The following is a 23922-nucleotide window of genomic DNA, read 5'->3' on the forward strand; positions in this document are numbered from 1 at the left end:
GGGCGCTCAGGCGTCGGCGACCTTCCAACCGCGTTCGGTCAGCTCCCGCGTGAGCAGGTCCTCACGGGAGGCGTCGATCGAGATGTGGGCGAGGCCCACCGCGCGGCCCAGCTCGTGCTCGAGCCGGAGGTCCTCGAGGTTGACGCCGATCTGCCCCACCTCGGTGAGCAGCCGGGCCAGCTCGCCCGGGCGGTCCGGGACCAGCACCACGAGGGTCGCGAAGGCGTCCGTGGCGCCGCCGTGCTTGCCCGGGATCCGCCGCACGCCGCGGTTGCCGGCGGCGACGAGGTCGGCCAGCGCCCGGCGGGAGCCGGTGCCCGGATCGGGATCTCCCTGCAGCGTCTCGAGGGCGTCCAGCACTCCGTCGAGCCGCTCGCGCACCGCGTCGAGCACCTCGGCGACCGCCTCCGCGTTCGCCCCGAGGATCTCGACCCAGAGCCGCGGGTCCGAGTCGGCGATGCGGGTGGTGTCGCGCAGCCCCTGTCCCGCCAGGCCCAACGCCGTCTCGCTGGGCGCGAGCAGCGTCGCACCGAGCAGGCTCGACATCACCTGCGGCACGTGGGAGACCTGGGCGACCGCGGTGTCGTGGTCGGCGGCGTCCATCGCCACGGGCACCGCCCCGATCTCGGCGGCGAGCCCCTTGAGGGCGGTGACGGCCCGTGGGAGCGTGCCCTCGTGCGGGACCACCACGAAGGGACGGCCCTGGAAGAGGTCGGCCCGGGCGGCGATGACGCCGGAGACCTCGCGGCCCGCCATCGGGTGGGCGCCGATGTACCGCGGCAGGTCCTGGGGGCGGGCGCGGGTCCGCAGTCCGTCGAGCACGGTGCGCTTGACGCTCGCGACGTCCGCGACCAGCGCCTCGGGCCAGGCGCGCAGAGCCCGGTCCACGAGCGCCGCGGAGACATCGGGCGGGGCGGCGACCAGGACCAGGGCCGGATCCGGGGAGTCTTCGTCGGGCAGGAACCCCACCCCCAGCTCGACCGCCAGGGCGGCGGTGCCCGGGGAGACGTCCTCGACCTGCACCTCCACCCCGGAGCGGCCGAGGGCCATGCCGAGCGACCCGCCGATCAGGCCGGTGCCGATGATCCGGACCGGCGAGGGGACCAGGGCCATCACAGACCGACCTCCGCCATCAGGGTGCCGAGCTCGCGACCGGTCAGCTCCCGGGTGGCGCCCGGGGCGAGATCGCCGAGCAGCACCGGCCCGATGCGGGTGCGCACCAGTGCGGTCAGCTCGAAGCCCTGGGAGGCGAACATGCGCCGCACGATGCGGTTGCGCCCCTCGTGGAGAGTCACCTCCACCACCGCCTCGCGGCCGTCCTGGGCGAGCACCCGTGCACGGTCGGCGCGCGCGGGCCCGTCCTCGAGCTCGACGCCCTCCCGCAGCGCCTTGACCAGTCCGCGGGGCGGCCCTCCGGGAGCGTCGAAGCGGCACACGTAGGTCTTGTCCACCTCGAAGCTGGGATGGGTGAGCCGATGGGCCAGCTCGCCGTCGTTGGTCAGCAGCAGCAGACCCTCGGTCTCGAAGTCCAGGCGCCCCACGTGGTAGAGGCGCTGGGGGAAGGGCTCGGTGAACTCGGTGAGGTCGCGCCGCCCCTCCGGATCGCTCATCGCCGAGACCACGTGGCGGGGCTTGTTCAGCACCACCGTCACCTTGGTGTCGTCCAGCTGGAGACGGCGGCCGTCGACATGGATCACCTGCACGGCGGGATCGATCCGCAGTCCCTGCTCCTGCACCACCGCGCCGTCGATGCGCACGCGGCCGGTGGAGATCAGCGCCTCGCAGGCACGGCGTGAGCCGAAGCCGGCGCGGGCGAGCACCTTCTGCAGGCGCTCACCCTCCGCACGGTGGACCTCGGCCTCGTGGTCCTGACCGGAGGAGGCCTCGCCTCCCGGGGCGAGCGGCGTCCCCTCCCCGTCGCGCAGACGGACCTGCTTCGGCGGGGTGAAGGCGCTGCGCCGGCGCGGGGCGCGCGTGCCGCGCCGACCGCCGCGACCGGATCCGTCCTGGGCCATCAGGCGGCGGCGCCGCGGGAGATCAGCTCCCGGGCCAGCTGGCGGTAGGCCGCAGCACCCTTGTTCGACGAGGCGAAGGAGATGATCGGCTCCGCGGCGACGGAGGCGTCGGGGAACTTCACGGTGCGGTTGATCGTGGTGTGCAGGACCTTGTCCGGGAACGCCTCGACCACGCGCTGGCACACCTCGCGGGCGTGGAGCGTGCGCGGGTCGAACATGGTGATCAGGATGCCGTCCAGCTCGAGGCGGGGATTGATGCGGTCCTGGACCTTCTCGATGGTCTCCACCAGCAGCGCCACGCCGCGCAGCGCGAAGTACTCGGCCTCGAGCGGGATGATCACGCCATGGCTCGCGGCCAGCGCGTTGACCGTCAGCAGCCCCAGCGAGGGCTGGCAGTCGATGATGATGACGTCGTACTCGTCGGCCACCGGGCGCAGCACTCGCGCCAGCGCCATCTCGCGGGCGACCTCGTTGACCAGCGTGACCTCGGCGGCGGAGAGGTCGATGTTGGCCGGGAGCACGTCGAGGTTCTCGGTCTCCGTCTCCTGGATCACGGAGTGCACGTCGTGCCCGCGCTCCATGAGCAGGTTGTAGACGGTCACGTCGAGCTCGTAGGGGTTCACCCCGGTGCCGGCGCTGAGAGCGCCCTGCGGGTCGAGATCCACCAGCAGCACGCGCCGGCCGAGCTCCGCCATGGCCGCACCGAGGTTGATGACGCTGGTGGTCTTCCCGACCCCGCCCTTCTGATTGACCATCGAGATGATCCGCGCCGGGCCGTGGCCGTCGAGCGGGGCCGGCTCCGGGAGCTCCGGCATCGGTCGGCCGGTGGGACCGAGGTCGATGTCCAGCTGCTGGGAGGAGGTCGGGCTCACGTCGGTGTCCTGTCGTCGGCGTCGTGGTCGGGTGGCGGGACGGGGCGTTCCCCGACAGGGGCGGCGCAGGTCCGGCCCCAGTCCGGGGAGCGTCGGCTGTGCCGCGCTCGCGTCGTCCGCAGCACGTCCCCGGCAGGCGGGGCCGTGCGGGGACGTCGTGCCGGACAAGTCTAAGCCCCCCGCCGTGCGCGGGGGTGGGCACCGGCATGGATCTCGCGCAGGGAGTCGACGGTGACCTGCGTGTAGAGCTGGGTGGTGGTGACCGAGGCATGGCCCAGCAGCTCCTGCACGCTGCGCACGTCCGCGCCGCCGTGCAGGAGATGGGTCGCGTAGGAGTGGCGCAGCGTGTGGGGGCTGATCGGCTCGGGCAGGTCCGACAGCTCCGCGTCGGCCGCGGCGCGCTGGACCACCTGCCAGGCGCCCTGGCGGCTGAGACGGGTGCCGCGGGAGCCGAGGAAGATCGCCGCGGTGCCCCTCCCCCGAGCGGCGAGCCCCGGTCGGGCGCGCGTGAGATAGGCCTCGAGCGCGTCGAGCGCGAAGCGGCCCACCGGCACCACGCGGTGCTTGTCTCCCTTGCCCCGCAGCACCGCGGCCCGCTCCTGCACGTCGACGTCGTCGATGTCCAGTCCGGTCGCCTCCGAGATGCGGGCGCCGAGCCCGTAGAGGATCTCGAGCAGGGCGCGGTCCCGCAGCGCCCGCTCGGTGGCGTCGCGCCCCGTGCCCGGTCGCCCTGCTGCCTCGATCAGCGCCTCGACCTGCTCGACGGTCAGCGGATGGGGCAGCCGACGGGGCATTGCCGGGGCCGGGACCAGACGCGAGGGGTCCCCGGTGGTCGAGACCCGCTCGGCGTCGAGGAAGGCGTGGAGCCCGCGCACGGCGGCCAGGGCGCGGGCCGCGGAGCCGGGTGAGAGGACGCTGCCCCCGTCGGCGCCGGTGCGCAGGTCCTGCAGCCACGCCCCGAGCTGCTGCGGGCCGACGGCCACCGGATCGATGTCGCGCCGGGCGAGGTCCGCGAGGTAGCGGCTGATGTCGCGGCGATAGGCGGCCAGCGTGTTGGCGGCCAGGCCGCGCTCGATGCGCAGATGGCTGAGGTACTGCTCGAGGATCCTCCGGTCACCGGGGCGCAGCCGGGTCCCGTCGGTGCCTGGCCCGGCCGCCCCCGGGCTCGCCGCGCTGTCGGGGGTCACCGCGCCGCCCGGGGTCACAGGGTGACGAAGGGATCGATCGCGAGAGCGACGAACAGGACCGTGAGGTAGGTGATCGAGCCGTGGAAGACGGTCATCGGTCCGAGGGCCTTGCCCGTCAGGCCGCGCTGCACGCGGATCGCGTAGCGCACCACCAGGACGCCGAACCACAGGCCCGCGCCGACGGCGCCGACCCCGTAGACCCAGCCCGTCGCTCCCAGCGGGATGATCGCGAGGCTGGCGCCGATCATCAGCGCGGTGTGCATGATCATCTGGCGTGCGACGTTCGTGCGGGAGGCGACCACGGGGAGCATGGGGACGCCGGCGTCGGCGTAGTCCGCGGAGAACTTCTCCGCGAGCGGCCAGTAGTGCGGCGGGGTCCAGAAGAAGATCACCAGGAACAGCAGCACCGCCGTCCAGGAGACCGTGCCGGTCACGGCGGACCAGCCGATCAGCACCGGCATGCAGCCGGCGACCCCGCCCCAGACGATGTTCTGGCTGGTGCGGCGCTTGAGGAGCATCGTGTAGAAGACGACGTACAGCAGGATCGCGCCCACGGCGAGGGCCGCGGACATCCAGTTGACCAGCAGGCCCAGCCAGAGCGCGGAGACGATCGAGAGCACGATGCCGAAGACCAGACCGGCGCGGGGCGAGATCTCCCCGGTCACCAGCGGGCGGTTCTTGGTCCGCTTCATCTTCGCGTCGATGTCGCGGTCCAGGTACATGTTCAGGGTGTTCGCGCCGCCCGCGGCGAGATAGCCGCCGATCATGGTCGCGAGGATCAGCCACGGCGAGGGGAACCCGCCCGCGGCGAGGAACATCGTGGGGATCGTGGTGATGAGCAGCAGCTCGATGATGCGCGGCTTGGTGAGCGCGACGTAGGCGCGGAGGACCGAGCGCACCGACTGCGGGGACCGACCACCGTCCCGGCGTGCCCTGCGAACCGACTCTCCCTGGGTGGCGGTCACCGCCCACCGTCCTTCCTCCTGAGCGCGCACCGGAGCAGACCGGGGCCGCGTGAACCACGCCAGTCTAGGCCGAAGGCCCCCTCCGATGCACCAGGAAACGGGGGTGAGAACCCGCACCGTCCGCCGGTGGCGCACCGTGCTCACGGCAACCGGCTGGACGCTCGAGCCGATCGGCCCCGCACGGGACTAAGGTGGGTCCCGTCGCCTCGCGCACGGTCCCCGCACGACGCCGCGTCAGCGCCGCCTGTGCGCCGGGACCCGCACCCCGAGGCCTGTGGAATCGAGCGGTCGCAGCGGCCGCACATCGGCGAAAGGAAGCACCACACATGACGGAGAACTTCAGGGCCCCCGAGGGCTGGACCGAGCTCGACAAGCGTGCGGTGGACACCGTGCGCGTCCTCGCCGCCGACGCGGTGGAGAAGGTCGGCAACGGTCACCCCGGCACCGCCGTCAGCCTCGCCCCGGCCGCGTACCTCCTCTACCAGGACGTGATGCGCCACGACCCGACCGATCACGACTGGCTGGGCCGCGACCGCTTCGTCCTCTCGGCGGGCCACTCGAGCCTGACCCAGTACATCCAGCTCTTCCTCGGCGGCTTCGGCCTCGAGAAGAAGGACATCGAGGAGCTGCGCACCTGGGGCTCGAAGACTCCCGGCCACCCCGAGAACTTCCACACCGCAGGCGTGGAGATCACCACCGGCCCGCTGGGTCAGGGCATCTCCTCGGCGGTCGGCTTCGCGATGGCGCAGCGCCGCGAGCGCGGGCTGCTGGACGCCGAGGCGGCACCCGGCACCAGCCCCTTCGATCACTTCACCTACGTGATCGCCTCCGACGGCGACCTCCAGGAGGGCGTCTCGAGCGAGGCCAGCTCCCTCGCGGGCACCCAGCAGCTGGGCAACCTCATCGTGCTGTGGGACGACAACGAGATCTCCATCGAGGGCGACACCTCGATCGCCTTCACCGAGGACACCGCCGCGCGCTACGAGGCCTACGGCTGGGACGTGCGCACGGTCGACTGGACCAACGGGGGCACCGAGTACGTCGAGGACGTCGCGGCCCTGAAGGACGCGATCCTCGAGGGCCAGAAGGTCACCGACAAGCCGACCTTCATCCGCCTGCGCACCGTCATCGGCTGGCCGATCCCCGAGCTGGCCGGCAGCCACGCCGTGCACGGCGCCAAGCTCGGCGCCGAGGGCGTCGCGGGCCTGAAGGAGGCCATCGGCTTCGACCCGGAGCAGCAGTTCCAGGTCGACGACGACGTGCTCGCCCACACCCGCTCGCTCGCCGAGCGCGCCGCGGCCGCGAAGGCCGAGTGGGACGAGGGCTACCAGGCCTGGCGCTCCGCGAACTCCGAGAAGGCCGCCCTGCTGGACAGGCTGCTCGCCCGCGAGCTCCCGGAGGGCTTCGCCGAGGCGTTCCCGAGCTTCGAGGCCGACGAGAAGGGCATCGCCACTCGCGCCGCCTCCGGCAAGGTCCTCGAGGCCCTGGCCGACGTCATGCCCGAGCTGTGGGGCGGCTCCGCCGTTCTCGCGGGTTCGAACAACACCACCATGAAGGGCCAGCCCTCCTTCCTGCCCGAGGAGATCGGCTCGGCCGAGTTCTCGGGCGACCAGTACGGCCGCACCCTCCACTTCGGGATCCGCGAGCACGGCATGGGCGCGATCCTCTCCGGGATCTCCCTGCACGGTCTGACCCGTCCGTACGGCGGCACCTTCTTCCAGTTCGCGGACTACATGCGCGGTGCCGTCCGTCTGGCCTCGCTGATGAAGACCCCGACCACCTACGTGTGGACGCACGACTCCATCGGTCTGGGCGAGGACGGCCCCACCCACCAGCCCGTCGAGCACCTCGCGGCCTACCGCGCCATCCCGAACCTCTCGATCGTGCGTCCGGCGGACGCGAACGAGACCGCGCAGGCCTGGAAGGCCGTGCTCGAGCGCGACAGCGGCCCCGTCGGCCTGATCCTGTCCCGCCAGGCGATGCCGACGTTCGACCGCAGCGAGTACGCGGGCGCGGAGAACCTCGTCAAGGGCGGTTACATCATGAAGGAGGCCTCGGCCGAGCCGAAGGTCGTCCTCATCGCCACCGGCTCCGAGGTGCAGTACGCCGCCGAGGCGCAGAAGCAGCTCGAGGCCGAGGGCACCCCGACCCGTCTGGTGTCGATGCCGTCCGTCGAGTGGTTCGACGAGCAGGACGAGGACTACCGCGAGTCGGTCCTCCCCTCCTCGGTCTCCGCCCGTGTCACGGTCGAGGCCGGCATCGCCCAGCCCTGGCATCGGTTCCTCGGCACCCACGGCCGCGCCGTCTCGCTCGAGCACTACGGCGCCTCGGCCGACGCGAAGACGCTGTTCCGCGAGTACGGCTTCACGGCCGAGGCCGTGGTCGACGCGGCGAAGGAGTCCCTCGCCGCCGCCGGCGCCTGAGCCTCTGCGGGGCGGGACCTCCGGGTCCGGCCCCGCAGCGCGCCCCTCCCTCCCACCGCCGAGAGAGGGTCGACGGGTTCCCTCCGCCACAGACCGGCCGCAGACCGGAAGGGACCCGGTCGTCTCCCCGTTGACAGCGGTGACAGCAGTTCGACCCAGGGCGCTGAGCCCGGAAGGAACGACATGACCCAGAACGCCACCACCCAGGCCCTCTCCGACGCCGGAGTCTCGATCTGGCTCGACGACCTCTCGCGCCAGCGGATGTCCTCCGGCAACCTGCAGGAGCTCATCGACACCCGCAACGTCGTGGGCGTGACCACGAACCCCTCGATCTTCCAGGCCGCGATCTCCGGCCGCTCCGAGTACGACGCGGACATCGCCCGCCTGGCCGGCGAGGGCAAGGACGTCGACGCGATCGTCGAGGTCCTCACCACCGACGACGTGCGCAGCGCCGCGGACCTCTTCGCGGGCGTGCACGCCTCCACCCAGGGGGTCGACGGCCGTGTCAGCATCGAGGTCGACCCGCGCCTGGCCCATGAGACCGAGCGGACCATCGAGCAGGCCGAGCACCTGTTCGAGGTGGTCGGCCGGGAGAACGTGATGATCAAGATCCCCGCGACCGAGGCCGGTCTGCCGGCGATCACCGCGGTCATCGCGGCGGGGATCAGCGTCAACGTCACCCTGATCTTCTCCGTCGAGCGCTACCAGGCCGTCATCGAGGCCTACCTCGAGGGGCTCGAGAAGGCCGCGGAGGCCGGGAAGGACCTCGCCAGCATCCACTCGGTCGCCTCGTTCTTCGTCTCCCGCGTGGACACCGAGATCGACGCCCGTCTCGACGCCCTCGGCGGGGACGCGCTCGCGCTCAAGGGCCTCGCCGGCATCGCCAATGCGCAGGCCGCCTTCGGTGAGTACCTGCAGGCCTTCGGCTCCGAGCGCTTCGCGGCGCTCGCGGCGCAGGGCGCGAACGGGCAGCGCGCGCTGTGGGCCTCCACCGGGGTGAAGAACCCCGACTACGCCGACACCATGTACGTGGACGGACTGGTCGCGAACCCGACCGTCAACACCATGCCGGAGAAGACCCTCGAGGCCGCGGCCGACCACGCCCGGCTCGGGGCGCCGCTGGACGCCGAGTCCGCGGCCTCCGGCGAGGCGGCTCTCGCCCGCATCGCCGAGGCGGGCGTCGATCTGGCCGACGTCTTCGCGCTGCTCGAGCGCGAGGGCGTGGAGAAGTTCGAGAAGGCCTGGAACGAGCTCCTCGACACGGTCTCCGCCTCCGTCGAGGCCGCCCGCGCCTGATCCCGCCCGGAGCACGGCGCCGTCCCCGGGACGGGCCGTGCTCCTGTGCTCCCTGTCCGAGAAAGGACGATCGTGACCGACTCCCCCACTCCCTCCTCCGGGGCCGATGCGCACAATCCGCTGCGCGATCCACGGGACCGGCGGCTCCCGCTGATCGCGGGACCGGGCTCCATGGTGATGTTCGGCGTCACCGGGGATCTCGCGCGCAAGAAGCTCCTGCCCGCGATCTACGACCTCACCCATCGCGGCCTGCTCCCGCCCAGCTTCGGCCTGGTCGGCTTCGGCCGCCGCGAATGGTCCGACGACGACTTCGCCGAGTACGTGCGCAAGAGCGTCTCCGAGCACTCCCGCACCGGCTTCGACGAGAGCGTCTTCGAGCAGCTGCGGGGCGGCCTGCGCTTCGTCACCGGCACCTTCGACGACACCGCCGCCTTCGAGCGGCTCACCGAGGTGGTCGGCGAGCTGGACCGCACTCGCGGCACGGGCGGCAACCACGCCTTCTACCTGTCGATCCCGCCGGACGCCTTCCCCCAGGTCTGCGGTCAGCTGGCGGGCTCCGGGCTGAACACCGCCCGGGACGGCTCCTGGCGCCGTGTGGTCATCGAGAAGCCCTTCGGCCACGATCTCGCCTCCGCGCGGGAGCTCAACGACGTGGTGGAGCAAGCCTTCCGCCCCGAGGACGTCTTCCGCATCGACCACTACCTCGGCAAGGAGACGGTGCAGAACATCATGGCGCTGCGCTTCTCCAACCAGCTGTACGAGCCGCTGTGGAACGCGAACTACGTCGACCACGTGCAGATCACGATGGCCGAGGACATCGGCATCGGATCCCGCGCCGGCTACTACGACGGCATCGGCACCGCCCGGGACGTGATCCAGAACCACCTGCTGCAGCTGCTCGCGCTGACGGCGATGGAGGAGCCGGTGACCTTCCGCGCCTCGGACCTGCGGGCCGAGAAGGAGAAGGTGCTCGCCGCGGTCGAGCTGCCCGAGGACCTCGCCGCGCACACCGCTCGCGGCCAGTACGTGGGCGGCTGGCAGGGCGGTGAGGAGGTGCGTCCCTACATCGAGGAGGACGGCATCCCCGCCGACTCGACCACCGAGACCTTCGCCGCCATGCGGCTGGACATCGCCACCCGTCGCTGGGCGGGCGTGCCCTTCTACCTGCGCGCCGGCAAGCGGCTGGGGCGACGGGTCACCGAGATCGCGCTCGTCTTCAAGCGCGCGCCGTTCCTGCCCTTCCGCTCCACCGACACCGCGGACCTGGGTCAGAACGCGATCGTCATCCGCGTCCAGCCGGACGAGGGCGTGACCATCCGCTTCGGCTCCAAGGTGCCCGGCACCCAGATGGAGGTGAGGGACGTGACCATGGACTTCGCCTACGGCATGAACTTCACCGAGGAGTCGCCCGAGGCCTACGAGCGCCTGATCCTCGACATGCTGCTCGGGGATCCGCCGCTGTTCCCGCGCCAGAAGGAGGTCGAGCTCTCCTGGAAGATCCTCGACCCCATCACCGAGTTCTGGGCCCGGAACCTGGACCCGGCCCCGTACCGCCCCGGCACCTGGGGCCCCGAGACCGCGCACGAGATGCTCGCCCGTGACGGGCGTACCTGGAGGCGACCGTGATCACCACCCTGACCGACACCACCGCGTCGGCGATCGACAAGCAGATGATCACGATGCGGGAGACCTTCGGCGAGAACACCATCGGCCGAGTCCTCACGCTGATCATCATCGCCACCGGTGACATCGAGGAGCCGCTCGAGGCGGCGGTGGCCGCGAGCCATGAGCACCCTGCCCGGGTGATCGTGGTCGATGCGGATCCGGAGGCGGAGAGCTCGGGCCTCGACGCGGAGATCCGCGTGGGCCGCGATGCGGGCGCCGGCGAGATCGTCATCCTGCACGCCCGCGGGGACGTCCTGTGGTCCCTGGACACCCTGGTGATGGCGCTGCTGCTGCCGGATGCGCCGATCGTGACCTGGTGGCCGGAGAACGCCCCGTCCTCTCCCGTGCACGACGTGCTGGGCTCCATGTCCCAGCGCCGCATCACGGATTCAGCGGCCTGCGGCGACCCGCTGGGGACGCTCAAGCGGCTGCGGCGCGGCTACTCCAGCGGCGACTCCGATTTCGCCTGGACGCGACTGACCCGCTGGCGCGGGCTGGTCGCGAGCGCCTACGAGGTCCCGCCCATCTCCGTCCCGCGGAAGGTGGAGGTCGGCGGCACCGTCGACAACCCCTCGGTGGCGCTGATGGCGGCGTGGCTCGAGCACGCGCTCGGGGTCGAGGCCGAGGTGCTGCCTCCGCCCGAGGTCGATTCCGACTTCGCCGGGGTGCACAGCGTGCGTCTGATCCGCGAGGACGGCACCATCGAGCTCACCCGCGTCAGCGATGACTCGATCGTCATGAAGCTCCCGGGCGACGACACCGGTCAGCACGTGACGATGCCCCGGCGCACCCTGCCCGAGCTGATCACCGAGGAGCTGCGCCGCCTGGACCCCGACGTGGTCTACGGCGATGTCCTCGCCAGCAGCTACAGCAGCATCGAGGACGCCGCGACCTTCGCCGGCGGCAAGCCGGAGGCCGTCGACGTGATCGAGGAGGATGCCGACGCAGTCGCGACCGCGGCCGCCGAGCGCACGGCACGGCAGCTCGCCGCCGCTCTCGAGGAGCGTCCGCTCGCCCACCTCGTGCTCACCGGAGGCACCGTCGGCACGGCGACGGCGGCCGCGCTGCCCGCGGCGCTCGACGCCGCAGGCGTCGACGTCTCCCGGCTGCACCTGTGGTGGGGGGACGAGCGCTTCGTCGAGCCCGACTCCGAGCAGCGCAACGAGGTCGCCGTCCGCGCCTCGCTGCTGACTCCTCTCCAGGAGACGGCCGGCCTGCCCGCCCGGAACATCCACGTGATGCCCTCCCCCGCCGACGGCATGTCGCTGGACGAGGCCGCGGCCTGGTACGGCCAGCAGCTTGATCAGATGGGCGGCGACGAGCCGTTCCGGACCCGCGGCCGCGCGTTCTTCGATGTGCTGCTGCTCGGTGTGGGACCCGACGGGCACATCGCCTCGCTGTTCCCGGAGCACCAGGGGCAGCGGCGCGTCAGCGCGAGCGCGACCGGGATCACCGGCTCGCCGAAGCCTCCCGCGGAGCGGATCTCGCTGAGCTGGCCGGTGCTGAACTCCTCCCGCCACGTGGCCCTGCTCGTGGCCGGGTCGGAGAAGGCCGCGGCGGTGCGTAGCGCCCACGGGGAGATCAACCCCTGGGCCGTGCCCGCCTCCGCCGTGCGCGGCCTCGAGTCGACCACCTGGTTCCTGGACCGGGCCGCGGCCGCGGACCTGGACCAGGACCAGGACACCGCGGGCTGACTCCCGCCCCCTGCACGCGGAATCGCCCCGGTCCCTGAGGGATCGGGGCGATTCCGCGTGAGCGCCGAGGCGCAGGCACGGCGACGAAGGACGACGAAGGACGAAGAAGGACGATAACGACGAGCGCGAGGGTCGGCGCCGGTCCTCTCGGCCTCAGAACGCTCGCAGGAGCCGGGCTCGCGAGCTCAGAGTGCCTTCTCGATGATGGCCAGGCCCACCGCGCACGCTCCCCAGCCGACGGCGACCGTGACCGTGAGACGGTTCAGGTTGCGCTCGGCCACGCCGGAGGCGCTCGCGGAGGAGGAGACGCCGCCGCCGAACATGTCGGACAGACCGCCGCCGCGCCCCTTGTGCAGCAGGACGAGCATGATCGTCAGCAGGCCGAGCACGGCCAGCAGGACCTGAAGGACGAGCTTCAGCAGAGCCAGATCCACGAGGAGCGACACCTTCCACGGAGTACGGAGGACCGATCCAGCATACGCCACGGGCCGGGCCCTTCAGGGACCCGGCCCGCGTGCGATGCGTCGCGCGTCGCGCCGCCGTACGGCTCAGCGCATCAGCCCTGGTAGCCCGCGATCTTGGCGAACTCCTCGGCCTTGAGCGAGGCGCCGCCGACGAGTGCGCCGTCGACGTCGGCCTTGTCCATCAGCTCGACCACGTTCGCGGACTTCACGCTGCCGCCGTAGAGGACGCGGACGGCGTCGGCGACCTCGTCGCCGTGCAGGGAGCGCAGCGCCTCACGGATCGCCGCGCACACCTCCTGGGCGTCGTCCGGCGTGGCGACCTCGCCGGTGCCGATGGCCCAGACGGGCTCGTAGGCGATGACGATCTGCTTCGCCTGCGCGGCGTCGAGACCCTCGATGCCGCCCTCCAGCTGGGCCAGGGTGTACTCCACGTGCTTGCCGGCCTGACGCTCCTCCAGCGGCTCGCCGACGCACAGGATCGGGGTGAGCCCCGCGGCGAACGCGGCACGCACCTTCGCGTTGGTGACCTCCTCCGTCTCCCCGTGGTGCTCACGACGCTCCGAGTGCCCGACCGCGACGTAGGTCGCGCCGAGGGCGGTGAGCATCTGCCCGGAGATCTCGCCGGTGTAGGCGCCGGACTCGTGCGCCGAGATGTCCTGCGCGCCGTAGGCGATCGGCAGCTTGCCGGCGTCGACCGCGACCTGCACGGTGCGGAGATCGACGAACGGCGGCAGCACGACGGTCTCCACCCTCGAGGTGTCGACCTCCTTCAGGTGCTCCCCCAGCTCCTCGACCAGGGCCAGGCCCTGCTTCCAGTCCAGGTTCATCTTCCAGTTGCCCGCCATCAGCGGGGTACGGGTGGTCATGAGGCGTCCTCCTCGAGGATCGAGATGCCCGGCAGGTCCTTGCCCTCGATGAGCTCGAGGCTCGCGCCGCCGCCGGTGGAGATGTGCGAGAAGAGTGATTCGTCGAATCCGAGATTGCGGACCGCGGCGGCGGAGTCGCCACCGCCGACCACGGTGTAGCCGGGAGCCTTCGAGAGGTCCTCGGCGACGGAGATGGTGCCCTGGGCGAAGGACTCGAACTCGAACACGCCCATCGGGCCGTTCCAGAACACGGTCGCGGCATCGGCGATCTTCTCGCCGAACAGCGTCGCCGTCTCCGGACCGATGTCCATGCCCTCCTGGTCGGCGGGCATCTGATCCACCGGGACCACGGTCGCCGGGGCGTCCGCGGAGAACTCGGGCGCCACGGCGGTGTCGACCGGCAGCACCAGTTCCACGCCGTCGCGCTCGGCCCGCTCGAGGTACTCACGGACCACGTCGACCTTGCTCTCGTCGAGCAGGGACTGCCCGACCTCGAGGCCCTTGGCCTTCTGGAAGGTGTAGGCCATGCCGCCGCCGATGAGGATGCGGTCCGCCTTGCCCAGCAGGGCATCGATCACCCCGAGCTTGTCGGCGATCTTCGCCCCGCCGAGCACGACCACGAAGGGTCGCTCCGGGGAGTCGGTGACCTTGCGCAGGGACTCGACCTCGCCGAGCACCAGCTCGCCGGCGGCCGCCGGGAGCAGCGTCGCGAGCTCGTAGACGGAGGCCTGCTTGCGGTGGACCACGCCGAAGCCGTCGGAGACGAAGGCATCGCCGAGGGCCGCGAGCTCGGTGGCGAAGGCGAGGCGCTCGGCCTCGTCCTTCGCGGTCTCGCCCGGGTGGAAGCGCAGGTTCTCGAGCACGGCCACCTGACCGTCCTCGAGCCCGGAGACGACGTCCTGGGCGGAGGCGCCGACGGTGTCGGTCGCGAAGGCGACCTCCTGGCCGAGGAGCTCGCCGAGCCGGCCGACGACCGGTCGCAGGGAGTACTTCTCCTCCGGGGCGCCCTTCGGGCGTCCGAGGTGGGAGATCACGGCGACCCGGGCGCCGGCCTCCACCAGCCGGGTGAGGGTGGGCAGCGCGGCGCGGATCCGACCGTCGTCGGTGATGGTGGTCCCGTCCAGCGGGACGTTCAGATCGGCCCGGACGAGGACGCGCCTGCCGCGCAGCTCGCCGAGCGAATCGATGGTCTTCAGCACTGTGGTGCTCCTTCGAGGTCTGGCCCGTGCGGCGGTGAGCGACGCACGGGCTCGTGGGACGAGCGGAGCCCGCCGGAGGCCGACCCCTCGGGGTGGCGACCGGCGGGCTCCGGGATGATCCTTGCCGTCAGAGCGACGACGCGGGGGATCAGAGGGACTTGCCCACGAGCTGCGAGAGCTCGACGAGGCGGTTCGAGAAGCCCCACTCGTTGTCGTACCAGGAGAAGATCTTCACCTGGTTGCCGATGACCTTGGTCAGCTGCGCGTCGAAGATCGAGGAGTGCGGGTCGCCCTCGATGTCCTTGGAGACGATCGGGTCCTCGGTGTAGCGCAGGATGCCCTTGAGCGGGCCCTCTGCGGCCTTCTTCACTGCGGCGTTGACCTCTTCGGCGGTGACCTCGCGGCTCGCCTCGAAGGTCAGGTCGGTGATCGAGCCGGTGGGGACCGGCACGCGCAGCGAGTAGCCGTCGAGCTTGCCCTTGAGCTCCGGGAGCACCAGCGCCACGGCCTTGGCCGCACCGGTCGTGGTGGGGATGATGTTCAGCGCGGCGGCGCGGGCACGGCGCGGGTCCTTGTGCGGGCCGTCCTGCAGCACCTGGTCCGAGGTGTAGGCGTGGATCGTGGTCATCAGACCCTTGACGATGCCGAACTCGTCGTTGAGCACCTTGGCCACCGGCGCGAGGCTGTTGGTGGTGCAGGAGGCGTTGGAGACGATGTGGTGCGAGGCGGGGTCGTAGTCGCCCTCGTTCACGCCGATGACGAAGGTCGCGTCCTCGTTCGATGCGGGAGCGGAGATGATGACCTTCTTGGCGCCGGCCTCGATGTGGGCCTTGGCCTTCTCGGCGTCGGTGAAGATGCCGGTGGACTCGATGACGACGTCCGCACCGATCTCGCCCCACGGGATGTTCTTCGGGTCGCGCTCGGCGAACGCCTTGATGGTGGTCCCGCCGACGGTGATCGAGTCCTCGTCGTGGGTGACCTCGACCGGCAGCACGCCGCCGATGGAGTCGTACTTGATGAGGTTCGCGAGCGCGGCGTTGTCGGTGAGGTCGTTCACACCGACGATCTGGATGTCAGCCTTCTGCTCGAGAGCGGCGCGCAGGAAGTTGCGGCCGATGCGGCCGAATCCGTTGATTCCAACCTTGATGGTCAAGGGTTCCTCCTAGATTCACAGGGAACTGCGAAATATGGACTGGCGCGCACGCCGTCGTACGCTCGGACGGCACCGGATGTGACCGACGCCCTGACGATCCTACCAACGACCGGGATCCGGGCACTCACTGTCCGGGATCCGGTGACGGGGGAAGCTCGTCCTCGTCCACGCCGTGCTCGGTGCCGGGGACTCCGAGGTCCTCGGCGCGCTTGTCCGCGGTGGCGAGCAGACGCCGGATCCGGCCCGCGACGGCGTCCTTCGTGAGCGGCGGATCGGCGAGCCGTCCGAGCTCCTCGAGGCTCGCCTGGCGGTGCTCGAGACGGAGCCTCCCGGCGGCCTGCAGGTGCTCGGGGACCTCGTCGCCGAGGATCTCGAGCGCGCGCTGGACCCGCTGTCCCGCGGCCACCGCCGCCCGCGCGGAGCGCCGCAGGTTCGCGTCGTCGAAGTTCGCCAGGCGGTGCGCGGTGGCCTTCACCTCGCGCTTGGTGCGCCGCTCCTCCCAGCTCGTGACGGTCTCGTGGGCACCCATGCGGGTCAGCAGCATCGAGATCGCGTCGCCGTCGCGCAGGACCACGCGGTCGGTGCCCCGGGCCTCACGGGCCTTCGAGGCCACGCCGAGGCGCCGGGCCGCACCGACCATCGCCAGCGCCACCTCCGGCCCCGGACAGGACAGCTCGAGGGCGGAGGAGCGTCCCGGCTCGGTGAGGGTGCCGCGCGCGAGGAAGGCGCCGCGCCATGCGGCCTCCGCATCGACCGCCGCACCGCCCACGACGAACGGCGGCATGCCCCGCACCGGGCGCCCGCGCGCGTCGAGCAGGCCCGTCTGCCGGGCGAGCATGCCGCCCTCCCGCTCCACGCGGACGATGTAGCGCGTGGTGCGACGGATCCCGGACGGAGCGAGGACGGCGAGGTCCGCGCGATGGCCGTACATGTCGGCGATGATGCCGTGGAGCCGGCGGGCCACGGCCGCGGAGTCCAGCTCCGCCTCGACCACCACGCGCCCGGCCACCAGATGCAGTCCGCCGGCGAAGCGGAGCATCGCCGCGGCCTCGGCCTTGCGCGCCGAGGGGCGCGTCACCTCGAGATGGCTCAGCTCCTCCTTGGCCTCACCCGTCAGAGCCATGCGTGTCCTCCTCGATGGTGGGGGCGTGCGCCCCCGTCGTGCGCTGTGCGGTGCCCTCGTGCTCGGGCTCGACGTCGCCGTAGGCGTCGTCGAAGAGATCACGGTACGCGGCCGCGAGGCGCACCGGGTCGTGATGCGGGAGTCCGTCACCCACGCTCACCTGCCGCAGCAGGGGTCGGATGCCCCGCGACTGCGCCGCCTCCGCCAGCTCGAGCGCGTCCTCGAGGGTGGTCGGATCGGCGAGCAGCGCATCGAAGCGGCAGCCGTGCGCGTGCTCGAGCAGCACCTCGAGCATGTCCAGGCTCGTCATGCCCTCCGCCTCCTGTGCGCCCACCGAGAGGTTCGTGGTGATGCAGCGTCGGGCGGGGCTGGTGCGGATCGCCTCGGCGATCTCCGGGATCATCAGGTGCGGCAGCACCGAGGTGTACCAGGAGCCCGGTCCCACCACGATCCAGTCCGCGCGGCCCAGTGCCTCGAGCACCGCGTCGGGCACGCGCGGCCGCTCCGGGATCAGGCGGACGTCCTCGACGCGACCGTCGGCGGTCGCGACCTGCCACTGCCCGGAGACCGTCCGCAGCGTGCCGTCGGTCCCGCGCACCCGGGCCTCGATGTCGAGGGGGTCCAGCGCCATCGGCAGCACGCGTCCTCGCGCTCCGAGCAGCTCGGCCATCTGGTCGAGCCCTTCGACGGGATCGTCGAGGATCTGCCACAGGGCGACGATCAGGAGGTTCCCGAGCGCGTGGCCGTCGAGCTCTCCGCGGGTCGAGAAGCGGTGCTGGATGACGTCGCCCCAGATCGATCCCCAGTCGGAGTCCTCGCACAGAGCGGCGAGCGCCATCCGCAGGTCACCCGGTGGCAGCACCGGCATCTCCGTGCGGATCCGCCCCGAGGAGCCGCCGTTGTCCGCGACGGTCACCACGGCGGTGATGTCGTCGGCCAGCAGACGCAGGGCGCGCAGGTTCGCCGCCAGCCCGTGCCCGCCGCCGAGGGCGACCACGCGCAGGGGTCGCTGGGGGTCGCCCCGGCGTCCGCGGCGGGCGCTCGCGGAGCGGTCCGCGCCGCGCAGCCGATGTCCTCCGGAGCGGGGGGCGATGCTCATTCGCGCCCCAGGTCGCGGTGGCGGATGCGCACGGCGTGACCGGCGCGGCGCAGCTCCTCGCCGATCTTCTCGGCCACCGCGACGCTGCGGTGCTTGCCGCCGGTGCATCCGATCGCGAGGGTCGTGAAGTGCTTGTTCTCCGCGCTGTAGCCGCGCAGCACGGGCGTGATCATCTCGAGGTAGCGGTCCACGAACTCCCCCGCATTGGAGTCCCCCAGCACGAAGTCCGCGACCTCCGGGTCGGTGCCCCGCTTCGGCCTCAGCTCCGGCACCCAGTACGGATTGGGGATGAAGCGCACGTCGCTGACGTGGTCCGCCTCGAGCGGGATGCCGTACTTGAAGCCGAAGGACAGCATCGTGACGGTGAGGCGCTGCTCCTCGCTGGTGCCGAAGACGGTGCGCATCTTCATCGTGAGCTGGTGCACGTTCAGCGGCGAGGTGTCGATGACCAGATCGGCCATGCGACGGTACGGGGCGAGCATCTCGCGTTCGCGACGGATCCCCTCGAGCACGCCCTCCTCGCCCTGCAGCGGATGAGGGCGGCGCACCGAGTCGAAGCGCCGCACCAGGGTCGACTCGTCGGCGGTGAGGAAGAGCAGGCGCAGTCGCAGATCCGCGCGCCGCAGGTCCGCGACCACGTCGGAGAGCTCGCCGAAGAAGGGCCCCGAGCGCGGGTCGACCACGACCGCGAAGCGGTTCTCGCGGCCCACCGCGGAGGCGCGCAGCTCGTAGAGCGTGCCGATCAGCTGCGGGGCGATGTTGTAGACGACGTACCAGCCCAGGTCCTCCAGGGCATGGGCCGCGGTCTCCCTCCCGGCGCCGGCGAGGCCGGTGATGATCACCACGTCACCCCGGGTGTCGGCGGTGGGAGGCGGTGCGGTCTCGTCGGTCACGGGCGCTCCTTGCGGGTCGAGGGGCGGATGGGTCTCGGTCAGCGGCCGGTGCCGCGGCGGCCAGGGTCTCAGCGGCCAGGGTCTCAGGCACCGGGAGCTGCTGCGTCCGGTGTCTCAGCCGTCGAGGATCTCGCCGGTCTCCGTGTCCACGGCGACCCCGAGCTCCTCGTCGTGGACGACGGCGTCCGCGTCGGCGGTCGGGTCCGGCTCGCTCCCCTGCTCGGATCGTAGCGCGGTCGCGATCTGCGCCGCCAATGCGGGCCCGATCCCGTCGACGGCGACCAGCTCCTCCTCGTCCGCCTCCCGGATCGCGGAGACGGTCACGAAGCGGTCCAGCAGGGCCCGACGCCGGGCCGGGCCCAGCCCCGGGATGCCGTCGAGCGCGCTGGCCTGCATGGCACGACCGCGCTTGGAGCGGTGGTAGGTGATCGCGAAGCGGTGGGCCTCGTCGCGCAGGCGCTGGACGAGGAACAGCGCCTCGCTGGTGCGGGGCAGGATGACGGGGTACTCGTCGCCGGGCAGCCAGATCTCCTCGAGCCGCTTGGCGATGCCGGCGAGGGCGATGTCGGTGATGCCGAGATCGTCGAAGGCCTGCTGGGCGGCGGCGACCTGCGGCGGTCCGCCGTCGACGAGGATCAGCGAGGGCGGATAGGCGAAGCGGCGGCGGTCCTCCTCGTTCGGCTCGGGCGGGTCGAGGTGGTGCTTCAGCCGGCGGGAGATGACGTCGTACATCGAGGCGGTGTCGTCCCGGGCGGCGGCGCCGCTGACCGCGTAGCGCCGGTACTCGCTCTTGCGAGGCAGACCGTCCTCGAACACCACCTGGGAGCCGACGACGTTGGTGCCCTGGGAGTGGGAGATGTCGAAGCACTCGATCCGCAGGGGCGGCTCGGAGAGCTCGAGCGCCTCGCCGAGGTCCTCGAGGGCCTTGGTGCGGGCGGTGATGTCCCCGGTGCGCTTGAGCCGGTGCAGGCGCAGCGCCTCGGTCGCGTTCTCCCCGACGGTGCGCAGCAGGTCCTTCTTCTCGCCGCGCTGCGGGACGCGCAGGTCGACGGAGCGGCCCATCAGCGCGAGGACCTGCTCGCGGTTGGTGGGCATCAGCGGGACCAGCACCTCCTTCGGGGCCGGACCCTCGGAGTACAGGGTGGTCAGCGCCCGCTCGATGAGATCGGGGCCGGTGGAGTCGTCGAGGATCTCGGCGGTCCAGCCGCGCTGTCCGCGGATCCGACCGCCGCGCACGTGGAAGACCTGCACGGACGCCTCGAGCTGGTCCTGGGCCAGAGCGATGAGATCGGCATCGGTGGCGTCGGAGAGCACCACGGAGTTCTTCTCCATCACCTTCTCGAGCGCGCGCAGGTCGTCGCGCAGGCCGGCGGCGGTCTCGTAGTCCATGGCCGCGGCCGCCTCCCGCATGCGCTTCTCGATGCGGCGGGTGTACTTCGAGGTGTTGCCGGCCATGAAGTCGGCGAACTGCTCGGCGAGCACGCGATGGTCGTCCTCGGAGATGTCCCCCACGCAGGGGGCGGAGCACTTGCCGATGAAGCCCAGCAGGCAGGGCCTCCCCGAGCGTTCGGCGCGGCGGTAGACCCCGGCGGTGCAGGAGCGGACGGGGAACACCCGCAGCATCAGGTCGAGGGTCTCGCGGATCGCGCCCACCTGCGGATAGGGCCCGAAGGTGCGGTCGCCCTTCGCCCGCGGCCGACGGGTGATGTGCACCCGTGGCACCTTCTCCCCCATGGTGAGCACCAGGTAGGGATAGGACTTGTCGTCGCGGAACTTGACGTTGAACCGCGGGTCGAACTCCTTGATCCAGGTGTACTCGAGGGTGAGCGCCTCCACCTCGGTGCCCACCACCGTCCACTCGACGCTCGCGGCGGTGGTGACCATGCGCCGGGTGCGCTCGTGCAGCGCCGAGAGGTCCTGGAAGTAGTTGACCAGGCGCTGGCGCAGGTTCTTGGCCTTGCCCACGTAGACGACACGGCCGTGCTCGTCGCGGAACCGGTACACCCCCGGGCGGGTGGGGATGGTCCCGGTGGCGGGACGGTAGGTCGCGGGATCTGCCATCAGATGGCCTTCGCGCTCCGCTTCGTCGCCGAGCACGCGCGGCCCGCTCGTCCGGTGGCGAGCATCGGAGCCAGGAAGTGCCCGGTGTGGGAGCCCGGGGTCTCGGCGACCTGCTCGGGCGTGCCGGTGGCGACCACCCGGCCGCCGCCCGCGCCGCCCTCGGGGCCGAGGTCGATCACGTGGTCGGCGGTCTTGATGACGTCGAGGTTGTGCTCGATGACGATCACGGTGTTGCCCTTGTCCACCAGTCCGTTCAGCACCTCCAGCAGCTTGCGGACGTCCTCGAAGTGCAGTCCCGTGGTGGGCTCGTCGAGCACGTAGACGGTACGGCCGTTGGACCGCTTGTGCAGCTCGGAGGAGAGCTTCACCCGCTGCGCCTCGCCGCCGGAGAGGGTGGTCGCGGACTGGCCGAGCTTCACGTAGCCGAGCCCCACGTCGACCAGGGTCTGCATCTGGCGGCGGATCGCGGGGACGGCGTCGAAGAACTCGAGCGCCTCGGCGATGGACATGCCCAGCACCTCGGCGACGTTCTTGTCCTTGAACGTCACCTCGAGGGTCTCGCGGTTGTAGCGCTGGCCCTTGCAGACCTCGCACTGGACGTAGACGTCGGGCAGGAAGTTCATCTCGATCTTCAGCGTGCCGTCGCCGGAGCAGGCCTCGCAGCGCCCGCCCTTGACGTTGAAGGAGAAGCGTCCGGCGGTGTAGCCGCGGATCTTCGCCTCGTTGGTCTGGGCGAACAGGGTGCGCACCCGGTCCCACACCCCGGTGTAGGTGGCGGGGTTGGAACGCGGGGTGCGGCCGATGGGCGACTGGTCCACGTGCACCACCTTGTCGAGGTGCTCGAGGCCGGTGACCCGCTTGTGGCGGCCGGGCACGATCCGGGCGCGGTTCAGCTCCTTCGCGAGAACGGCGTAGAGCACGTCGTTGACCAGGGAGGACTTCCCCGAACCGGAGACCCCGGTGACCGCGGTGAGCACGCCGAGCGGGACGGTGACGTCCTGCCCCGTGAGGTTGTTGGCGCGCGGGGCGACGACCTTCAGCACCCGGTCACGGTCCACCGCCCGGCGCTGCGGCGGCAGCGGGATCTCCAGCTCCCCGGACAGGTACCGGCCGGTGAGGCTCTCGGGGTTGCGCTTGAGCTCCTCGACGCCGCCGGAGTGCACGACCTGCCCGCCGTGCTCCCCGGCCAGGGGGCCGATGTCCACCACCCAGTCGGCGGAGTTGAGGGTGTCCTCGTCGTGCTCGACCACGATGAGGGTGTTGCCGAGGTCGCGCAGGCGCTCCAGGGTGCCGATGAGGCGCGCGTTGTCGCGCTGGTGCAGGCCGATCGACGGCTCGTCCAGCACGTAGAGCACACCCACCAGGCCCGAGCCGATCTGGGTGGCCAGGCGGATGCGCTGGGCCTCTCCGCCGGAGAGGGTGCCGGCGGCGCGAGCGAGGTTGAGGTAGTCCAGCCCCACGTCGAGCAGGAACCCGAGTCGGGAGCGGATCTCACGCAGCACCTCGTCGGCGATCTTCGCCTCCCGGGTGCCGAGCTGGAGCGAGTCGTGGAAGGCATGGGCCTCGCGGATCGACATCTCGCAGACCTCGGCGATCGAACGGCCGCCGACGGTCACGGCCAGCACCTCGGGACGCAGGCGGGCGCCCTTGCAGGCGGGGCAGGGGACCTCGCGCATGAACTGCTCGTAGCGCTCCTTGGCCCAGTCCGACTCGGTGTCGCCGTGCCGGCGCTCGAGGAAGTGCATCACGCCCTCGAAGCCGGTGGAGTAGGTGCGCTCGCGGCCGAAGCGGTTGCGGTACTTGACGTGGACCTGGAAGTCCTTGCCGTGCAGCAGCGCCTCCCGGGCGCGCTCGGGCAGGGCCCGCCACGGGGTGTCCATCGAGAAGCTCAGCTCCTCGGCGAGTCCGGCCATCACCTCGAGGTGACGATCCGAGTGCCCCATCGCCCAGGGCGCGATCGCGCCGTCGGCGAGCGAGAGGTCCTCGTCGGGGATCACCAGCTCGGGGTCCACCTCGAGCCGCTGGCCCAGTCCCGTGCACTCGGGGCAGGCGCCGTAGGGGGCGTTGAAGGAGAAGGTGCGCGGCTCGATGTCGTCGATCGCGAGCGGGTGGTCGTTGGGGCAGGCGCGCTTCTCCGAGAAGCGGCGCAGGCGCACGGGATCGTCCTCGGGCAGGTCCACGAAGTCGACCACGACGATGCCCTCCGCGAGGCGCAGCGCGGTCTCGACGGAGTCGGTGAGGCGGCGGCGGGAGTCGGGCTTGACCGCCAGGCGGTCCACGACCACCTCGATGGTGTGCTTGAACTTCTTGTCGAGGGTGATCTCCTCGTCGAGCCGCCGGTTCTCCCCGTCGACCCGGGCGCGGGCGTAGCCCTGGGAGCGCAGGGCGCTGAGCAGGTCCGCGTGCTCGCCCTTGCGGCCCTGCACCACCGGTGCCAGCAGCTGGAACCGGGTGCCGGCCTCGAGGTCCAGGAGCGTGTCCACGATCTGCTCGGCGGAGGAGGAGCTGACCTTCTCCCCGCACACGGGACAGTGCTGCTCACCGGTGCGTGAGAACAGCAGGCGCAGGTAGTCGTAGATCTCGGTGATGGTGCCGACGGTGGAGCGCGGGTTGCGGTTGGTCGACTTCTGGTCGATGGAGACCGCCGGGGAGAGCCCCTCGATGAGGTCCACGGAGGGCTTGTCCATCTGCCCCAGGAACTGCCGGGCATAGCTCGACAGCGACTCCACGTAGCGCCGCTGTCCCTCGGCGAAGATGGTGTCGAAGGCCAGGGAGCTCTTCCCCGAGCCGGACAGGCCGGAGAACACCACCAGCCTGTTGCGGGGGATGTCGATGTCGATGTTCTTGAGGTTGTGCTCGCGCGCACCACGGACGACCAGCGATTCAGTCACCGGGCCATCTTAGGGGCGAACCCCGACCTTCGAACAGTTGTTCGGGAGAGAGGTGC

The 23922-nt window shown here is 71.5% G+C and carries 18 protein-coding genes; 4 read left to right on the forward strand and 14 right to left on the reverse strand.

Going from position 1 to position 23922, the window contains the following annotated elements; all coding sequences use genetic code 11:
• Positions 1 to 6: 6 nt before the first annotated feature.
• The 5 genes from ACT3SP_RS03445 to ACT3SP_RS03465 all read right to left on the reverse strand — a co-directional run bounded on the left by ACT3SP_RS03445 (position 7) and on the right by ACT3SP_RS03465 (position 5039).
• Positions 7 to 1113 (reverse strand): prephenate dehydrogenase, encoded by a 1107-nt coding sequence (locus ACT3SP_RS03445; RefSeq protein ID WP_444585833.1) that lies wholly within the window; start codon positions 1111 to 1113, stop codon positions 7 to 9.
• Positions 1113 to 2015, reverse strand: a complete 903-nt coding sequence (locus ACT3SP_RS03450; RefSeq protein WP_444585834.1) for a pseudouridine synthase — start codon at positions 2013 to 2015, stop codon at positions 1113 to 1115. The genes ACT3SP_RS03445 and ACT3SP_RS03450 overlap by 1 nt, the downstream gene beginning before the upstream one ends.
• Positions 2015 to 2887, reverse strand: a complete 873-nt coding sequence (locus tag ACT3SP_RS03455; protein WP_444585835.1) for a ParA family protein — start codon at positions 2885 to 2887, stop codon at positions 2015 to 2017. Before ACT3SP_RS03455 ends, ACT3SP_RS03450 begins: the two co-directional genes overlap by 1 nt.
• A 170-nt stretch (positions 2888 to 3057) precedes the next feature.
• Positions 3058 to 4074, reverse strand: coding sequence for a site-specific tyrosine recombinase XerD (locus tag ACT3SP_RS03460; protein WP_444585836.1), 1017 nt, complete (start codon positions 4072 to 4074; stop codon positions 3058 to 3060).
• Between the two features lie 14 nt (positions 4075 to 4088).
• A complete protein-coding gene (locus tag ACT3SP_RS03465) occupies positions 4089 to 5039 on the reverse strand; it encodes a heme o synthase (RefSeq protein ID WP_444585837.1) in 951 nt (316 codons plus the stop codon).
• Positions 5040 to 5365: 326 nt separating this feature from the next.
• Here ACT3SP_RS03465 and tkt point away from each other — a divergent pair, with 326 nt between their 5' ends.
• The 4 genes from tkt (at position 5366) to pgl (ending at position 12117) form a co-directional block, all read left to right on the forward strand.
• Positions 5366 to 7462 (forward strand): transketolase, encoded by a 2097-nt coding sequence (gene tkt, locus ACT3SP_RS03470; RefSeq protein WP_444585838.1) that lies wholly within the window; start codon positions 5366 to 5368, stop codon positions 7460 to 7462.
• Between the two features lie 183 nt (positions 7463 to 7645).
• Positions 7646 to 8758 (forward strand): transaldolase, encoded by a 1113-nt coding sequence (tal, locus tag ACT3SP_RS03475; RefSeq protein ID WP_444585839.1) that lies wholly within the window; start codon positions 7646 to 7648, stop codon positions 8756 to 8758.
• Positions 8759 to 8830: 72 nt separating this feature from the next.
• Complete coding sequence (gene zwf / locus ACT3SP_RS03480; protein WP_444585840.1) at positions 8831 to 10384, forward strand: glucose-6-phosphate dehydrogenase; 1554 nt, start codon at positions 8831 to 8833, stop codon at positions 10382 to 10384.
• Positions 10381 to 12117 carry a 6-phosphogluconolactonase gene (gene pgl, locus ACT3SP_RS03485; RefSeq protein ID WP_444585841.1) on the forward strand — a complete coding sequence of 579 codons (1737 nt, stop codon included), beginning with the start codon at positions 10381 to 10383 and terminating at the stop codon, positions 12115 to 12117. The genes zwf and pgl overlap by 4 nt, the downstream gene beginning before the upstream one ends.
• 185 nt (positions 12118 to 12302) lie before the next feature.
• Here the strand turns inward: pgl and secG are convergent, their stop codons facing one another.
• From secG to uvrA, 9 genes are all read right to left on the reverse strand, one after another.
• Complete coding sequence (secG, locus tag ACT3SP_RS03490; protein ID WP_444585925.1) at positions 12303 to 12545, reverse strand: preprotein translocase subunit SecG; 243 nt, start codon at positions 12543 to 12545, stop codon at positions 12303 to 12305.
• A 128-nt stretch (positions 12546 to 12673) separates the two neighbouring features.
• Positions 12674 to 13447 carry a triose-phosphate isomerase gene (gene tpiA / locus ACT3SP_RS03495; protein ID WP_444585842.1) on the reverse strand — a complete coding sequence of 258 codons (774 nt, stop codon included), beginning with the start codon at positions 13445 to 13447 and terminating at the stop codon, positions 12674 to 12676.
• Complete coding sequence (locus ACT3SP_RS03500) at positions 13444 to 14646, reverse strand: phosphoglycerate kinase (protein WP_444585843.1); 1203 nt, start codon at positions 14644 to 14646, stop codon at positions 13444 to 13446. Before ACT3SP_RS03500 ends, tpiA begins: the two co-directional genes overlap by 4 nt.
• Positions 14647 to 14794: 148 nt before the next feature.
• Positions 14795 to 15799, reverse strand: coding sequence for a type I glyceraldehyde-3-phosphate dehydrogenase (gene gap / locus ACT3SP_RS03505; protein WP_444585844.1), 1005 nt, complete (start codon positions 15797 to 15799; stop codon positions 14795 to 14797).
• Positions 15800 to 15923: 124 nt separating this feature from the next.
• Entirely contained in the window at positions 15924 to 16922 is a 999-nt protein-coding gene (gene whiA / locus ACT3SP_RS03510; RefSeq protein WP_444585845.1) for a DNA-binding protein WhiA, read from the reverse strand.
• On the reverse strand, positions 16906 to 18021 hold the full coding sequence (locus tag ACT3SP_RS03515) for a gluconeogenesis factor YvcK family protein (protein WP_444585846.1): 1116 nt from the start codon (positions 18019 to 18021) through the stop codon (positions 16906 to 16908). Before ACT3SP_RS03515 ends, whiA begins: the two co-directional genes overlap by 17 nt.
• A complete protein-coding gene (rapZ, locus tag ACT3SP_RS03520) occupies positions 18018 to 18914 on the reverse strand; it encodes an RNase adapter RapZ (RefSeq protein ID WP_444585847.1) in 897 nt (298 codons plus the stop codon). Before rapZ ends, ACT3SP_RS03515 begins: the two co-directional genes overlap by 4 nt.
• A gap of 114 nt (positions 18915 to 19028) precedes the next feature.
• Positions 19029 to 20975: an excinuclease ABC subunit UvrC gene (gene uvrC, locus ACT3SP_RS03525; RefSeq protein WP_444585848.1), complete on the reverse strand. Its 1947-nt coding sequence runs from the start codon at positions 20973 to 20975 to the stop codon at positions 19029 to 19031.
• A complete protein-coding gene (uvrA, locus tag ACT3SP_RS03530) occupies positions 20975 to 23866 on the reverse strand; it encodes an excinuclease ABC subunit UvrA (RefSeq protein WP_444585849.1) in 2892 nt (963 codons plus the stop codon). Before uvrA ends, uvrC begins: the two co-directional genes overlap by 1 nt.
• Positions 23867 to 23922: the final 56 nt, after the last annotated feature.

The sequence above is a fragment of the Brachybacterium sp. AOP43-C2-M15 genome, assembly GCF_052446295.1.
In the GTDB taxonomy this organism is placed as follows: Bacteria; Actinomycetota; Actinomycetes; order Actinomycetales; family Dermabacteraceae; genus Brachybacterium.

Coding starts and splice junctions, on each gene's coding strand:
- ACT3SP_RS03445 (WP_444585833.1), bottom strand. CDS start 1,113: ATGGCCCTGGTCCCCTCGCCGGTCCGGATCATCGGCACCGGCCTGATC.
- ACT3SP_RS03450 (WP_444585834.1), bottom strand. CDS start 2,015: ATGGCCCAGGACGGATCCGGTCGCGGCGGTCGGCGCGGCACGCGCGCC.
- tkt (WP_444585838.1), top strand. CDS start 5,366: ATGACGGAGAACTTCAGGGCCCCCGAGGGCTGGACCGAGCTCGACAAG.
- tal (WP_444585839.1), top strand. CDS start 7,646: ATGACCCAGAACGCCACCACCCAGGCCCTCTCCGACGCCGGAGTCTCG.
- tpiA (WP_444585842.1), bottom strand. CDS start 13,447: ATGACCACCCGTACCCCGCTGATGGCGGGCAACTGGAAGATGAACCTG.
- whiA (WP_444585845.1), bottom strand. CDS start 16,922: ATGGCTCTGACGGGTGAGGCCAAGGAGGAGCTGAGCCATCTCGAGGTG.
- ACT3SP_RS03515 (WP_444585846.1), bottom strand. CDS start 18,021: ATGAGCATCGCCCCCCGCTCCGGAGGACATCGGCTGCGCGGCGCGGAC.
- uvrC (WP_444585848.1), bottom strand. CDS start 20,975: ATGGCAGATCCCGCGACCTACCGTCCCGCCACCGGGACCATCCCCACC.